The following is a 14,389-nucleotide window of genomic DNA, read 5'->3' on the forward strand; positions in this document are numbered from 1 at the left end:
GCCAAGGCCAAATAACTCCATACAGGAGTCTAGAGTAAGGTCTAGCTAGGAAATAATATCATCACGCTCTTCAACCAACTCAGCCGGTGGCTCCGGCACCCCCATTGAGTCAGCTACGATGGCTTGCGCACTTATACCTTCTTTATCCAGTACAAACTCCAATCCCAGCCACTGGATTTTCTTTGCTACATCACCAATCTTCAAGCCCCAACGCTTCTCCATAAACTCTAGCAAATAAATACCTCTACGCAGAATCTGCCTAGCCCCCCAATCTTCCGACATGGCTACCTGAATCTCAGATAAACAACCGTAACTGTATCCGACTTGGTTCCGCTCAGAGCCTTTCTTAACGCGAAACGCTCTATTACTAAGCGAAGCATTTTTGCCATGTGAGACAGGCAAGAGATTTCCAAGAGAGTTTCTTAACTTATTTCGCTCCGGTACCGAATACTTCGCAAACTGAGTCTTCCAATAATTATCATTCGCGCGCTGAGGGTAAATATGCTCTACAGTTTTAAAATCTTCGTCATAAGCCTCACGGATATTCCCTTCAATCCACGGAAGCAATTGCCTGCTCGTTTTTGAAAGCTCACGCAGATGCTGCTCATATTCATACATAAAGTAGCGCGTAAGGAACCAACCATAAAATCCATTACTGGCCTTCCCAAGATTCCGCATTGTATCTTTGAATTCAGCATTCTTAATTATTTTGTCGGCAAATTCCTCTAGCACCTTCGTCAGGTTCTCGGGCGACTCTTCCTTTGTAACGGCCCTAATAACCAGCTCAAAAAGTTCGATATCAAAATGATAGGAAAATGCGCGAGAAACAAACCCGAATCTTTCCGCCGCAACGAATAACTCTTCGCGCCCCTTAGACTTTTTGAAATTTACCGCGCCGACCACTATAAGCAAAAATAAATTGTAGTTTGCCAGTCGATTGATCTGGGCTAAGGCTTTGGATTCTACCGGGGTCCAGTCTGCGGCATCAGGGTATGCAACATGATAGAAGGTCTTGACTGCCGCTTTCATACTTGACGCGTAGTCATATACCTCTTCAATGCTCAATGGATTTTCGGCATCTGCATGTAGCCGCTTAGGCGTGAAAAAACTTTCCAGCAACTGATCTTTATAAAAATGCTCTGTGCGCAGATAACGCCTCAGTCGTTTAATTTCCGAATCATCACCATCAGCATTCTTAAATCTGTGCCCAAAATAAATCACATAGTGCGTGCGCAAGAAGACATCATCATTAAACTTCTCGCTATCTACCAGTCCGAGATAGTGATATACAGACTTCCAGCTCTCATTTATCGCCTTCCGAAGGTGTTCGCTCTCCCGTTTTTCCACATCAAACTTGGTCGAAAGATAAATCAATCTATTTTTTAACAGTTCAAGGTGAGACAACAATTTTCCACGATTATTCATCGTCTCAAAGGTAATGAATACATCAAGATCTTTTTCTATGTAAAAGATATTGAACTGCAAATGTTGAGTGAGCTTAGTATAAATAGCGCTCAGCGCTTCGTCATCAAGATCCTTCAGCTTGCCCTCAAAAAACTTCTTGGCTGCAATTAAGTTCTTTGTGTATATTGTTTCCTCGCATAGTGAATGATTAATAGACTCATCGCCATATATATTTTGCTTTAAAAATTCATAGCTAGGATTGTCTTTTTCGTAGCCAAAAAGATAAGACTTAGATATGCCCCGCCCTTTGATTTCACAAATATATTTCTTGCGAATTTCGTCCTTGTCTGTAAAGTTTACAAACTGATCCTCTCGCATCTTGTCAAGGATCGACTGTATAAGTATAACGGCAGTTGTTAAGCGTTGCTGGCCATCCACGACATACATCGGGCTGTAACGCTTAGACTCGATAATCCAAACATCATCATCCCAACGCTGATAGCTTTCTTGGGCGACAGGCTCCAGCGTAAGAACCCCGGTATAGTGACTTTTGGACTGACCCAACTGCTCTATATCGCTCCAGAAATCTTTGAGCTGCTTTTCGCCCCAAGAATACCCTCGCTGATAATCAGGGATCCTGAAAATTACTTCCGTGAATATCTTGGAAAGTGACTTCAGCTCTGACTGCATGACTACTCCATTAGCTAAAACTTACTTAATTATTCAATTCTGCGAAATACAGACAATTGACCAACACCGCGAAGCTCAATTACCTATTTTGCCCGTCGCTGCAAACTACAGCCCAAGCCCTATTTAACTCGGACTCCGGTCGTTCACAGCCGCAAAAGCTGAAGCCATTCGTAGGAGAATGGCCAGATCCGTCTTTTGAATCCTTTGACTCAAATGCAGCAGCTCAGCCCCCTCTGAGCTGAGCTCATTCACAGGCGTAGGCTGGCGAGTGCCAGTGACCACATAGAGAACATCTACTCCACGATTCGCCACTGCCGCTAGGTAGCGAGCGTCTGGGCTGCCTGCGCCTTTCTCGTAGTTAATCTGTGTGGTTTTTCCCACTTCAGCTACTGCGGCCAAGTCTGTTTGACTTAGGCCCAGACGCGACCTCTCTTCCTTCAGTCGATCGCCAATGGTCATATTTTTTGAACCTCAGGCATTGATTGGTTCAATTATCTGAACCGGTATCGATTCATCACTACGCGAAATCACACGAATTTGAACTATGCACGCCACCTATGCACCCGAGCAAGCGTGCGAGGCCGCTAGAAAACGCCTGGAGCTGCAAGGAGGATCAGAGCCAAAGCCTTCGCTATCCAGAATGGCTAACATCCCTCTACCGTTTTATGCGGACCTGAACGGACAGAAGAAATGTCTATGCGGGAGTCCACCGGTCAGCTGTGCTACTCGGAATCAAGAACGCCGAGCCAAAAGTTAAGCTGCCGGCTTCAAGGAGGAAACCAGAACATGAATCACCCCGTTCTAGAAAACCTGCGTTAGGTCGTTAGTGCCGTTGTATGCACCTACCTGGGCAGCGTGAATGTGCAACAGCGTGTCTTCAATTCGTGTCTATAGCATGTTTCATAGGGCGCGCAACAGAAGCGCCTGAGATTGGAAGGTCAATTACGAATGCTCCCGTTCGGTTGTTATGGTATTTCTGAAGGCGATGTAGTCTAGGGCGTCCTTGACCTCCTTCATTCTGGGAGCAACGAGTTTTTTGACGTCATCATCGTTGGCTGCAGGTGGCTTATCGTCCGGCCACATCAGTTCCCAGCGAGCAAGAAGCTCTAGACATCGTTCCAGGTGTTTCAGTGCCTCATCCAACTGAGCTGTTAGGAAGGCAGCACGCTGCTGACCATTTTTGCGTTCCAGTGCGACTGCGGTCTTGAGCTGCTTCTCATAATTCTTTTGGGCTTCGAGGGCTTCACCCTCTTGAACTATGAGCGCAGAGACCAGAGCTGCCTCGCTAACTTTGTGTCGTCTGGCGAGAGATGTCAGTTTGGTGATTGTCTCCTTGCTAAGGGTGAGCGTCAGCGGTCTCCTGCCGTTGTTGTCCGAGCGATAGCGGCGCTGTCGAATGTGCCCTTGCAGTTTGAAAACAAGCTCCGGCTGTTTCGTCTGGAGTTTCCTGATAACGGAAACCACGCTTTTGTAGGTCTCAAGGCGATTGATTGGATTGGACTCTAACGACTTTATGTCCTCAGGGCCGAGCGCTTGCACGAGATAGTCGGCAGCCCACCGCCACTCACCTTCTGGCTCGCGTAGCCACTTCAATGGTTTTTCATTTTCTGACATTCCATCCTCCTAGCGGGGGAAACCGGCCATGTGACGGCCTCTGCGCTCAGCGAGCATATTCGTTACTGTAACGTTTCTCAACGTTTCTCGAGGTGATTTTGTCGCGTTAGCGCTGCGTCTGCAATCGTTACGTGCTTCGTTACGGTTATTTACTTTCGTGAATATAGGGTATATTTACGTCGTAAAAATGAGGTGTTTTTCGATGCTATCCAGGATTCTTGATGCAAAGCTAAGGTTCGTTGATCACGATTCGAAGTTCTTCCTACTCGCGTTCTGGAGATGCTACGGGCTCGTCACTCCTCATAGCTGCTCGGTGAAACAACTCGTCGAAGACCTGAGGCTTCCGGCGCAAGCTGTCTCCGAGTCGTTGTCTCAGTTGATTGAGGCCAAGGTGCTGACGGTATCCGCGCGACCAGAAGGAAAGGGGAGACCCAAATGCATCTTCGAGGTAAGTGAAGCCGCTCAATCTCAGCTACGGGAAATTGAGGTGAGGCATTTGGGGCATCCGGAGTTGCTTGAGCGGCTTTTGAGTGGTGAGCGCATCAGGGCAACTTGGGCCGGTTGGAAGGAAGGCCTCGACCCGACATCAGTCTCCAATCCTGGTACGCGGGAAGGAAAGCAAGTGGCGCCTGTGCGGTTGGGACAACTCAGTTTGGCGAATCGTTTGCTACTCATGATCTTGATCAGCCAAGCAGATCCGTTCGGGGTTGTCAGGGGACTAAGCAGTCGAGAGCTCGGTTCAATGGCTGGGATGGAGGGCAACTGCTTGAAGCAACGCTTGCGAAGACTGATCGAGCTGGGCTTCATTCGTAGGCATATCCCTGGGATTGCGAGCTCCGTCTTTGCCAGGAAGTTAACCAGCATCTATTTGCTCAATTTGAACCACCTACAGCTATCTCCGGTGCGTGATGTGGTATCCACCGCTGTGCATCAGGCCCTTGATGATCCAAATCGAGACTGTAATCACGTGACGGCTGTTCGGCGGGATCGGGAATCCTTCTTGAAGGGGGGGGTGTACCAAGTGTGTCAGAGCGTGGTGCGCCTTTTCAGGAAGGCGCCCAAGCACGCATTTGATCAGCTTGAATTCTTTATCTGCGACTGCGCATCAGGCTTCCTCTCGCGCCACTGGGCTGGTGCTGATCCAGCCGCGTGGAGAAAGGTGCGTGGTGTTGATTTCGCGGTGAAACAGCAGATCGCTGATTTCTTTCGGCAGCCGATGGTCGATCCGAAGAATGGGATGGCCTTGGATCACGACGAGCTTATCGACTTTTTCGAGCGACTGGTGTTTCGAGTCGCAAGAGAGTACGCCAAGCGCTTTTCAGAATTAGCCGCCGTTTCCTTTGATGAAGTCGACTTTATGCTGTTGCCGGTCCATGTGTCGATTGGTCACGAGCACGTTGCTATGTTGTTCAAAGGACCGCCAGATCGTGATCAGGAGCATTGGCTGGTCACTAGAGCGTATGAGGATCCGGAGGTTACGAGAGTCTCCAGAGAGGCGGATATCGAATTGGACATTCGTGAAAAGGCGGGGCTACTTACACCGCCTTGAGCGGTTGGGGAGGCAGCGTTTTTTTATACCGACCTTGCCCATCCTCTGAACGAATACGAGGAGCCCGTTCATGAGGATCATCCGCCTGAAAGAAGTCATTGACTCGACCGGCTTGGCCCGGTCGACCATCTACAAATACATCGGGGAGGGCACTTTCCCGAGGCCGGTCCCACTGGGGGAGCGTCGTGTCGCCTGGGTCGAAAGTGAGGTGCATGACTGGATCCTGGCAAGGATTGAGGAGCGCGATTCGACCGATAGCCGCCTGGGAGTTGTCGGTTAACCATCAATCATAATTGCCATGGCTGGCTGAGGCTGGTCATGGCAATTATGCGAGGTGAGACGGTAGGCCTTAGCAGCCACTGTCATTCGATGAGCCGTCAGCGCTGCACCTCATTGTGGTTCCAACGGGAGGGTAAGAGGTATGGATCTGGCTGTGTCAGGTTCGACGATAGATGGTTTATTTCCGGAATGACTCAGGATGAAAACTCCTCGGCGTGGCCGAAGAAAAACACCTCCCGACCACGGTTTGGCCGGGAGCATCATGTGCGGTGTGGGTAATATGCTTTTACTAGCTATTTCTGATGTCCGGCATTATAGACACAGTGCTTACTACCGGTAGGCTCACCGCGGTACACCAGGCAGCTAGGACGAAATCACAGTAAAAAAATCCATAATGTCAAAAAGGTTATGAGTCTCACCAGGAATCATAACCATGTCTAGCGTTCTCAATACCTCTAACCGTCACTTGCTTCGTCATCCCGACAACGCAAACCTCAGACTGTATTACGACGACACCTTTGAAGGTTTTCCCCTGATGGTCGAGAAGGGGCCCTTCATTCGAGAGTATTTGTCCCGCCTCCGACACACCATCGAGTTGGCTATGGCTGAGTATCCGAGGCTGTTGGTATTCCGGGTGGATCTACGGTTACCTCGAGATCTCGATCTACCTGAATACGCCTATACGAATGAGGTCATCAGCAGGTTCTTCGAGTCCTTCAAGGCGAAGATCGAGTACGATCGGATCAAGGCACGTGGGCTCAGTCGTTTTTCTCGGGGAAGCAGAGTTCGTTACGTCTGGTCCAGGGAGCATGGCCGGGGAGGGAGGCCGCATTACCACGTACTGATCTTGCTCAACCATGATGCCTACCATGTGGTTGGCAAGTTACTCTCCCGAAGGGCCAACAACCTCCGCCGAATGGAGGAGGCGTGGGCCAGTGCACTGGGCTCGTCTGTGGAGCAGATGGATGGGCTGGTGAACATCCCTGAGTGTGCTACATACCGGATATTCCGGGAAACCTCTGAGGATGAAGTGGACGAGTTATCGCAACTGTTCCACCGTGCCAGCTACCTGTGCAAGGCGGCTACGAAGTCTTACGGAGATCGTCAGAGAGGGTTCGACACCAGTAGGGGGTAGACCTGAGGTCGTTAGTAGGGGATGCCGTTCAACTCTCCGGTACGAGCAAAGGTTTGCCAAAAGCGACCGCGGCCCATGTGATTAGAATTAAGTTTGGCGCCTAACTACACCAAGCAAATTTTTCTACACTGCTTGGCCAAGCGTTTGTCGCCCTCGGTCCGGCCACTCCCGAAGATCCTATGTCATCGAAGGAGGCAGCGTGCCGAATGATGAAACACGGTATGTATTAGACTGCAGTGGGTGTAAATTTTATTCGAAATAAATAAGGCACCGCCCCCGGTAGGCCTTGGTCCGCACATATCACAAAAGCTGAGGCAGAAGCAGCTGTGGAGGTGGCTGGTGTAATTGCGGGATATATGTTGGATAAGTTGAACGAGAATTAACCCAGATTTTAAAAGCCAATCTGATCGAGATACGGAGCCCAGAGCTATAGAGTTGGACTAGCGAGCTGTCTCGACGGAAAACCGGATTCCCAGGCTTGACGTAGGAATTGCACGAACGTAGACACCGCTAGCGGGACATGGGGGGCATATGGCCGAACTGCGTAGAGTCGCTCGGCAAAGGTTCCCACTGGCACCCACTCCGGAAGTACCTCCACGAGGTTACCTGCCTGTAGCGCGGCTTGTGCGCTGAAGTCGGGTAACAGGGCGATGCCCAGCCCCGCGATCGCCGCATCGCGAAGGGCCTCGCTGTTGTTGGCGGCGAATGGCCCCTTTACCGCTACAGTGGTGCGTTCGGAGTTGGTCCGGTCCACGGCGGGCTCGAACGCCCAAGTCGGCGTTTCCTGGGCGCGCGGGTAGTACAAGCACGCGTGTTCAGACAAATCTTGCGGGATGCTCGGAGCCTTGTGGCAGCGCAGATAATCGCGGCTGGCGACCAGCATCGTTCGCGTAGTGCACAACTGCCACGCGACATGCGTATCGGGCACCGACGCAGCGTGCCGTATCGCCAGGTCAAATCCTTCCATCGACAGCGAACTGATGCGGTCGGACAACTCAAGTTCCAGACGCACCTGTGGATTGGCTCGCGAGAATTCGGCCAGGCGCGGCACCAGTTGCTGACGGGCCAGGGCGACCGGAGCGGTCACACGCAGCAGACCGGTCGCCTCACCAGTCAGGTCTCGCACCCCTGTGAAGCTGTGGGCGATGCGTTCGAACGGCATGCGTACTTCCTCTACGAGGCGCTGGCCCACCTCGGTTAGACGCATGCTGCGCGTAGTGCGACGAACCAATGGCATGCCCACGGCTCGTTCAAGTTCCGCGATCCTCTGGCTCATTGCGGCCTTGCTCACGCCCAAGCGCGAAGCGGCGGCGGTATAACTGCCTTGTTGTTCCAGGATTACCAACCAATGCAGGTGCGCCCAGAGCACATCAATATTTTTTTCTTTCATGCCTTCATTGTTTGCAAAACTGAACAATAAGTTCAAGTTTGTGGCGTTGTTGGGCGACAGATGATCCCATAACCTCGAACGGCACCTCCGATTTCCCCTCAAGCGAGAGCCGTCATGACCGCCATCAGCCATATCCCAGAAATTGCCCAGTACATCCATGGGGAGCTTGTCCCCGGCAATAGCATCCGTACCCAGCCGGTGTACAACCCGGCCACCGGCCAGGTCACCGCGAAAGTGCGCCTGGGCAGTGTCCAGGACATCGCCAGCGCGGTGGCATCGGCCCAGGCTGCGTTCCCCAAGTGGGCCGACACCCCGCCGATCCGACGGGCGCGCGTGCTGTTCAAGTTCCTCGAGCTGCTGAACCAGCACAAGGAGACGCTGGCCCACATGATCACTGCCGAACATGGCAAGGTGTTCACCGATGCCATGGGCGAGGTGGCACGTGGCATCGATATCGTGGAGTTCGCCTGTGGCATCCCGCAACTGCTCAAGGGCGACTTCTCCGACCAGGTATCGACTAACCTGGATAACTGGACGATCCGACAGCCCCTGGGTGTGGTGGCTGGTATCACGCCGTTCAATTTTCCGGTGATGGTACCAATGTGGATGTTCCCAGTCGCGATCGCTGCGGGAAACACGTTTATCCTCAAGCCCAGCCCGACCGACCCCAGCGCCAGCCTGTTCATGGCCGATCTGCTTAAGCAGGCCGGTTTGCCGGATGGCGTCTTCAACGTGGTTCAGGGCGACAAGGAAGCGGTGGACGCACTGTTGACACACCCGGATGTGAAAGCGGTGTCGTTCGTGGGCTCGACTCCGATAGCCAACTACATCTACGAGACTGGCGCGCGCCAGGGCAAGCGTGTTCAGGCCCTGGGTGGTGCGAAGAACCACATGGTGGTCATGCCCGATGCAGATGTCGACCAGGTAGTTGATGCACTCGTCGGCGCAGGTTACGGGTCTGCTGGCGAGCGCTGCATGGCGATCTCGGTCGCAGTACTGGTAGGCGATGTCGCCGATAAGGTCGTGCCCAAGCTGCTGCAACGCACGCGGGACTTGAAGGTACTTGACGGCACCAACCTGGATGCTGAGATGGGGCCCATCGTGACGGCTGCCGCGCATGCGCGCATTTGCGAATACATCGAGTCGGGCGTGAAGGATGGTGCACAACTGCTGGCTGACGGCCGAGACTTCCAGAGCGAGCAAGCCGGCGACGGCTGTGAGGGCGGCTTCTGGATGGGCGGTACGCTGTTCGATCATGTTACGCCCGATATGCGTATCTACAAAGAAGAGATCTTTGGCCCAGTGTTGGCCTGCGTGCGCGTACCGGATTTCGGGACCGCCGTGCAGTTGGTCAACGACCATGAGTTCGGCAACGGTGTGGCTTGCTTCACCCGTGACGGTAACGTGGCGCGTGAGTTCAGTCGGCGCATTCAGGTCGGTATGGTAGGCATCAACGTGCCGCTGCCGGTGCCCATGGCATGGCATGGTTTCGGAGGCTGGAAGAAGAGCCTGTTTGGTGATATGCACGCCTATGGCGAAGAGGGAGTGCGCTTTTACACCAAACAAAAGTCGGTCATGCAGCGCTGGCCAGAAAGCATCGCCAAGGGTGCGGAATTCGCTATGCCCACCTCGAAGTAAACGTACACAGTCGCCACAAGGAAGTGGCATCGAAAAAATACTTGATTATCTAGACGATCAGTCTAATAATCCTGGCATGGACAAATCACTAGCTACTCCCCGCAGACGCGGTCGCCCGGCGAAAGCCGCCGGCGACTACCGCGAAACACGTGAAACCCTTTGTCGCGCCGGTGTGGCCGCGCTGACCGAGAAGGGTTTTTCGGCAACTGGTATCGACGAGGTACTGAAGTCGGTGGGAGTTCCCAAAGGCTCTTTCTATCACTTCTTTGCAAGCAAGGAAGCCTTCGGCGCCGAATTGATCAAGCTGTACGCCCAATACTTCGTTCGCAAGCTGGATCGCTTCTTGCTCGATGAAAGCCTTGCTCCGCTGGCTCGGATCGAGGCGTTCTGTGAAGACGCGGAGCGCGGTATGGCTCGCTACCAATTCAGTCGTGGTTGTTTGGTGGGTAACCTTGGCCAGGAAATGGGCGCGCTCCCCGAGTCGTTCCGCGCCCAACTTACCGATGTACTGGTTGACTGGCAGGCGCGTTTCGAACGCTGCCTTGAGCTCGCCAAAGATGCGGGAGAGATTCCTGCTTCCACCGACTGCGCTCACTGGGCGGCTTTTTTCTGGATCGGTTGGGAAGGCGCCGTGCTCCGCGCCAAGCTTGAGCGTCACGCTGAGCCGCTGCAATTATTCGCAAGGGTATTCATGAATAGCCTGAGGTTATGAGGCTATTTTTTTTGCTTATTAATATACGATCGGTCTAATTAATCGACGGGCTTGTCTGCTTGTCATTTACAGGGTGTCACGATGAATACGCCTATCTTCGATTACATCATCGTCGGCGCTGGCACGGCGGGCTGCCTACTTGCCAACCGTCTTAGCGCCGACCCGAACTGCCAGGTACTGCTTGTTGAAGCCGGTCGCCCAGACAACTACCCCTGGATTCACATTCCGGTCGGCTACCTTTACTGCATTGATAATCCACGAACCGATTGGCGCTTTCGCACCGCGGCTTCCCCAGGTTTGAACGGCCGTGAACTGCTATACCCACGTGGCAAGACCCTTGGTGGTAGCTCCAGCATCAACGGCATGATCTACATGCGCGGTCAGTCCCACGATTATGAGCACTGGGCGCAGGTGACCGGGGATGACGCCTGGAACTGGGAAAGCTGCCTCAACGATTTCCGTGCTCATGAAGATCACTACCGTCTCGATGCCGCTGCGGTTGGTAGCCTGGGCAACCAACTCGAACGGTTCAAGGCTTTGCATCGGGCCGGGGGCGAATGGCGCATAGAGAAGCAGCGCCTGCGCTGGGACATACTCGATGCTTTTGCTGAGGCCGCGCAGCAGGCCGGTATCCCTGCGACCGATGACTTCAACGGGGGTGACAACCGCGGCGTCAGCTATTTTGAAGTCAACCAGCGCAGCGGTTGGCGCTGGAATGCTTCCAAGGCGTTTCTAAAGCCCATCCGAAAAAAGCGCCCGAACCTGACGATCTGGACCGAGTCGCAAGTGCAGCGTTTGCTGTTCGAGCCGGACGAGCAGGGCCAGCCGGTTTGCTGTGGCGTGGATCTGGTCCAGTACCGTCAACACTACAAGGTACAGGCCAGGCGCGAAGTCATCCTTAGCGCGGGTGCTATCGGAACGCCGCAGTTGCTTCAGCTATCTGGAGTAGGGGATGCCCGGTTGCTGAACGGGCACCAGATTCCGGTCGTTTGTAACCTACCCGGGGTGGGCGAAAACCTGCAGGACCATTTGCAGATTCGCTCTATCTACAGGATCCACGGCGCACCTACGCTCAATATCCAAGCGACCAGCCTGTGGGGGAAGGCCGCGATCGCGTTGCAGTATGCTCTCAAGCGCAGCGGCCCAATGAGCATGGCGCCGTCACAGCTGGGTATCTTCACCAGCAGCGACGATAGCTATCAGCAGCCCAACATCCAGTATCACGTGCAACCACTGAGCCTGGAGGCATTCGGGCAACCGTTGCACACTTTCCCCGCCATCACCGCCAGTGTCTGCAACCTTCGCCCGACCAGTCGCGGCAAAGTCTTCATTCAAAATGCCGACTTCCGCAGTGCGCCCATCATTGCCCCCAACTACCTGAGCACCGACGAAGATCGCAAGGTTGCGGCCGATTCATTGCGGGTCACCCGCAGGATCGCCGCGCAGCCGGCCATGGCCCGTTACTACCCCGAAGAATACAAGCCGGGCGTTCAATACGAAACGGACGAACAATTGGCGCGCCTGGCTGGGGACATCGGCACCACGATTTTCCATCCAGTGGGTACCGCTCGCATGGGGCGTGCTTCCGACCCCAACGCCGTGGTGGACAGCCACTTGCGAGTTCGGGGCATTCACGGTCTGCGCATAGTCGACGCTAGCGTCATGCCGACGATCACAAGCGGTAACACCAACAGCCCGACTTTGATGATTGCGGAGAAAGCCGCGCGCTGGATCATCGCGGGTATCTAAACCACCAATAGCGGAATCAACAATATGGCTCTCCCTCTCGGCGTACCCGCGAAAAAAGGCCCGTTGGCAGGCATCACCGTCCTGGACTTCTCGCGTGTCCTGGCCGGCCCCTATTGCACGATGATCCTGGCCGACCTGGGCGCGCGGGTCATCAAGATCGAACGCATTGCGACCGGCGACGATACCCGGGCCTTCGGGCCTTTCCTCGACCATGAGTCTGCATACTTCATGTGCTTCAACCGAGGTAAGGAAAGCATCGCCCTGGACATCAAGAGCCCACGTGACCGAGCGCTGTTGGAGCGAATGCTCGACGACGCGGATGTGCTCGTCGAGAACTTCCGCCCAGGGGTTATGGATCGCCTTGGCTATGGCGCCGAGCGGCTTGCGCGCACCCATCCGCACTTGGTATACGCTTCGATCTCCGGCTTTGGCCATACCGGGCCCTTCAGCGACCTACCTGGCTATGACATGGTGGTGCAGGCCATGGGGGGGATCATGAGCCTGACTGGCTGGCCTGATGGCCAACCAGCGCGAGTCGGCACGAGCTTTGGCGACCTGAGCGCCGCATTATTCGCGGTCATCGGCATCCTTTCGTCGCTCTACAAGCGCACCCAGGATGCTCAAGGCACGCGGGTGGACATTGCGATGCTGGACTGCCAGGCGGCTCTGATGGAAACCGCCTTCGCCCGCTACGACGTGGAAGGGCAGGTGCCCACGCGTACTGGAGATTGCCATCCTTCGCTGGCACCTTTCGAAACCTTCGCCGCGCAGGATGTCCGCTTCGTCATCGCCGCAGGAAACGACCAGCTCTTCATGCTCATGGCCGACGCCTTGGACATTCCGCAGTTGGCGTTGGACGTGCAGTTCATCAGCAACGACTTGCGTTGCCGCAATCGGCCGGCGCTGGTCAAGGCCATCGAGGCGGTAACTCGCACCGCCCCTGTGGCACAGTGGATCGAGCGCCTGAATGCTGCGGGCGTACCATGCTCCCCGCTAAACACGATCGACCAGTTGTTCGACCATCCGCAACTGGACGCACGCAACATGATCATCCAGGTGCAAGGTGCCGCCGGACGTGCCATCCGTACTGCCGGCAATCCCATCAAGCTGGGCGCTTACGCCGACATCGACGTCGCTGTGCCCCTGCGCGCGCCGGCGCTCGACGAGCACCGTGAGCAAATTCTTTCGCAATTGATGGCGAGAACGGGTGACTACGCACCTTTATCGTCCGCCAACGAAACCTCCCCGACGTCCGTTACCCATCTGCCATGACCCCCTGGTCTACGCCCTTGCGGGCTGGTCCCTCCACAGGAGATATCTTGATGTCAACGCCCGAAGCTTCAACCACCAAAACCTCGGTGGCCAAGAATATCAGTGTGCCCGCTGAGGCGGCGAAGGCCGAGAAGGCCGAGAAGGAACCGGTCGTGGCCGTCGAGAACGCCTCGACTCCACGTTACGAAACGATCCTGGTGGAGCGGCGTGAACGCGTAGGTTTGATCACCTTGAATCGGCCAAAAAGTCTCAACGCATTGAACATACGCATGTCGCAGGAAATCGTTGGCGCGCTGCGGACGTTCGATGCTGACGATACTATCGGTGCCATCGTCATTGCTGGCAGTCCGCGGGCGTTTGCCGCCGGGGCGGATATCGAGGAAATGGCTGACAAGCGCTTGGTGGACTTGCAGGCTCACGATATCTTCGCGGCCTGGGCAGATGTGCAGGCTATTGCCAAGCCGGTCATCGCGGCGGTCAGCGGTTATGCATTGGGTGGCGGGTGCGAACTGGCGTTGATGTGCGATTTCATCATCGCCTCGGAAGACGCGCATTTCGGCCAGCCAGAAATCAAGCTGGGCATCCTTCCAGGCATTGGCGGCTCGCAACGCCTCACGCGGTCGGTCGGTAAGGCCTTGGCGATGGATCTGATTCTGACGGGGCGCAGCATCAATGCCTACGAGGCAAAGGCAGCAGGGTTGGTAGCGCGCGTCGTAGCCCCAGCGGATCTATTGCAGACTGCACTGGAAGCGGCTCATACGATCGCAGGCTATAACGCCCCAGCGGTACGGATGGCCAAAGAGGCGGTCAATCGTTCCCAGGAAGTCGGGTTGACGGAGGGCATGCGCTACGAGCGTCGCCTGTTCCAGGCCGCTTTCGCTACGGATGGCCAGAAAGAAGGCATGCAGGCCTTCCTCAGCAAGCGGGCCCCCGTGTTCCGCCACCGTTGACGCCGCT

General features: G+C 54.7%; 12 protein-coding genes. 8 read left to right on the plus strand and 4 right to left on the minus strand.

The window, feature by feature from the left end:
- Window positions 1-45 precede the first annotated feature (45 nt).
- From L6D64_RS04210 to L6D64_RS04220, 3 genes are all read right to left on the minus strand, one after another.
- Window positions 46-2,094, minus strand: a complete 2,049-nt coding sequence (locus L6D64_RS04210; RefSeq protein WP_176508836.1) for a DUF262 domain-containing protein — start codon at window positions 2,092-2,094, stop codon at window positions 46-48.
- A 123-nt stretch (window positions 2,095-2,217) separates the two neighbouring features.
- Window positions 2,218-2,553 (minus strand): helix-turn-helix domain-containing protein, encoded by a 336-nt coding sequence (locus L6D64_RS04215; RefSeq protein WP_176508835.1) that lies wholly within the window; start codon window positions 2,551-2,553, stop codon window positions 2,218-2,220.
- Between the two features lie 483 nt (window positions 2,554-3,036).
- The gene (locus L6D64_RS04220; RefSeq protein WP_176508834.1) at window positions 3,037-3,708 is read right to left on the minus strand and encodes a hypothetical protein; all 672 of its coding nucleotides are present in this window, start codon (window positions 3,706-3,708) and stop codon (window positions 3,037-3,039) included.
- A 313-nt stretch (window positions 3,709-4,021) separates the two neighbouring features.
- Between L6D64_RS04220 and L6D64_RS04225 the strand changes: the two genes are divergently transcribed.
- The 3 genes from L6D64_RS04225 to L6D64_RS04235 all read left to right on the plus strand — a co-directional run bounded on the left by L6D64_RS04225 (window position 4,022) and on the right by L6D64_RS04235 (window position 6,671).
- Window positions 4,022-5,257: a helix-turn-helix domain-containing protein gene (locus tag L6D64_RS04225; protein ID WP_176508833.1), complete on the plus strand. Its 1,236-nt coding sequence runs from the start codon at window positions 4,022-4,024 to the stop codon at window positions 5,255-5,257.
- Window positions 5,258-5,327: 70 nt separating this feature from the next.
- On the plus strand, window positions 5,328-5,537 hold the full coding sequence (locus tag L6D64_RS04230; RefSeq protein WP_061304141.1) for a helix-turn-helix transcriptional regulator: 210 nt from the start codon (window positions 5,328-5,330) through the stop codon (window positions 5,535-5,537).
- 432 nt (window positions 5,538-5,969) lie between these two features.
- Window positions 5,970-6,671: an inovirus Gp2 family protein gene (locus tag L6D64_RS04235; RefSeq protein WP_176508832.1), complete on the plus strand. Its 702-nt coding sequence runs from the start codon at window positions 5,970-5,972 to the stop codon at window positions 6,669-6,671.
- Between the two features lie 427 nt (window positions 6,672-7,098).
- Here L6D64_RS04235 and L6D64_RS04240 read toward each other — a convergent pair whose 3' ends face one another.
- Complete coding sequence (locus L6D64_RS04240; protein ID WP_371870320.1) at window positions 7,099-8,097, minus strand: LysR family transcriptional regulator; 999 nt, start codon at window positions 8,095-8,097, stop codon at window positions 7,099-7,101.
- Between the two features lie 78 nt (window positions 8,098-8,175).
- Here L6D64_RS04240 and L6D64_RS04245 point away from each other — a divergent pair, with 78 nt between their 5' ends.
- From L6D64_RS04245 to L6D64_RS04265, 5 genes are all read left to right on the plus strand, one after another.
- Complete coding sequence (locus tag L6D64_RS04245; RefSeq protein ID WP_176508831.1) at window positions 8,176-9,699, plus strand: CoA-acylating methylmalonate-semialdehyde dehydrogenase; 1,524 nt, start codon at window positions 8,176-8,178, stop codon at window positions 9,697-9,699.
- Between the two features lie 76 nt (window positions 9,700-9,775).
- Window positions 9,776-10,411: an acrylate utilization transcriptional regulator AcuR gene (gene acuR, locus L6D64_RS04250; protein ID WP_176508830.1), complete on the plus strand. Its 636-nt coding sequence runs from the start codon at window positions 9,776-9,778 to the stop codon at window positions 10,409-10,411.
- A gap of 81 nt (window positions 10,412-10,492) precedes the next feature.
- Window positions 10,493-12,160 (plus strand): GMC family oxidoreductase, encoded by a 1,668-nt coding sequence (locus tag L6D64_RS04255; protein WP_176508829.1) that lies wholly within the window; start codon window positions 10,493-10,495, stop codon window positions 12,158-12,160.
- Between the two features lie 24 nt (window positions 12,161-12,184).
- Window positions 12,185-13,432 (plus strand): CaiB/BaiF CoA transferase family protein, encoded by a 1,248-nt coding sequence (locus L6D64_RS04260; protein WP_176508828.1) that lies wholly within the window; start codon window positions 12,185-12,187, stop codon window positions 13,430-13,432.
- A 50-nt stretch (window positions 13,433-13,482) separates the two neighbouring features.
- A complete protein-coding gene (locus tag L6D64_RS04265) occupies window positions 13,483-14,382 on the plus strand; it encodes an enoyl-CoA hydratase-related protein (protein ID WP_176508827.1) in 900 nt (299 codons plus the stop codon).
- Window positions 14,383-14,389 lie beyond the last annotated feature (7 nt).

It is taken from the genome of Pseudomonas urethralis (genome assembly GCF_021602465.1).
GTDB classification, from domain to species: Bacteria; Pseudomonadota; Gammaproteobacteria; order Pseudomonadales; family Pseudomonadaceae; genus Aquipseudomonas; species Aquipseudomonas vlassakiae.

Coding starts and splice junctions, on each gene's coding strand:
- L6D64_RS04220 (WP_176508834.1), bottom strand. CDS start 3,708: ATGTCAGAAAATGAAAAACCATTGAAGTGGCTACGCGAGCCAGAAGGT.
- acuR (WP_176508830.1), top strand. CDS start 9,776: ATGGACAAATCACTAGCTACTCCCCGCAGACGCGGTCGCCCGGCGAAA.
- L6D64_RS04215 (WP_176508835.1), bottom strand. CDS start 2,553: ATGACCATTGGCGATCGACTGAAGGAAGAGAGGTCGCGTCTGGGCCTA.
- L6D64_RS04260 (WP_176508828.1), top strand. CDS start 12,185: ATGGCTCTCCCTCTCGGCGTACCCGCGAAAAAAGGCCCGTTGGCAGGC.
- L6D64_RS04230 (WP_061304141.1), top strand. CDS start 5,328: ATGAGGATCATCCGCCTGAAAGAAGTCATTGACTCGACCGGCTTGGCC.
- L6D64_RS04210 (WP_176508836.1), bottom strand. CDS start 2,094: ATGCAGTCAGAGCTGAAGTCACTTTCCAAGATATTCACGGAAGTAATT.
- L6D64_RS04255 (WP_176508829.1), top strand. CDS start 10,493: ATGAATACGCCTATCTTCGATTACATCATCGTCGGCGCTGGCACGGCG.
- L6D64_RS04235 (WP_176508832.1), top strand. CDS start 5,970: ATGTCTAGCGTTCTCAATACCTCTAACCGTCACTTGCTTCGTCATCCC.
- L6D64_RS04265 (WP_176508827.1), top strand. CDS start 13,483: ATGTCAACGCCCGAAGCTTCAACCACCAAAACCTCGGTGGCCAAGAAT.
- L6D64_RS04245 (WP_176508831.1), top strand. CDS start 8,176: ATGACCGCCATCAGCCATATCCCAGAAATTGCCCAGTACATCCATGGG.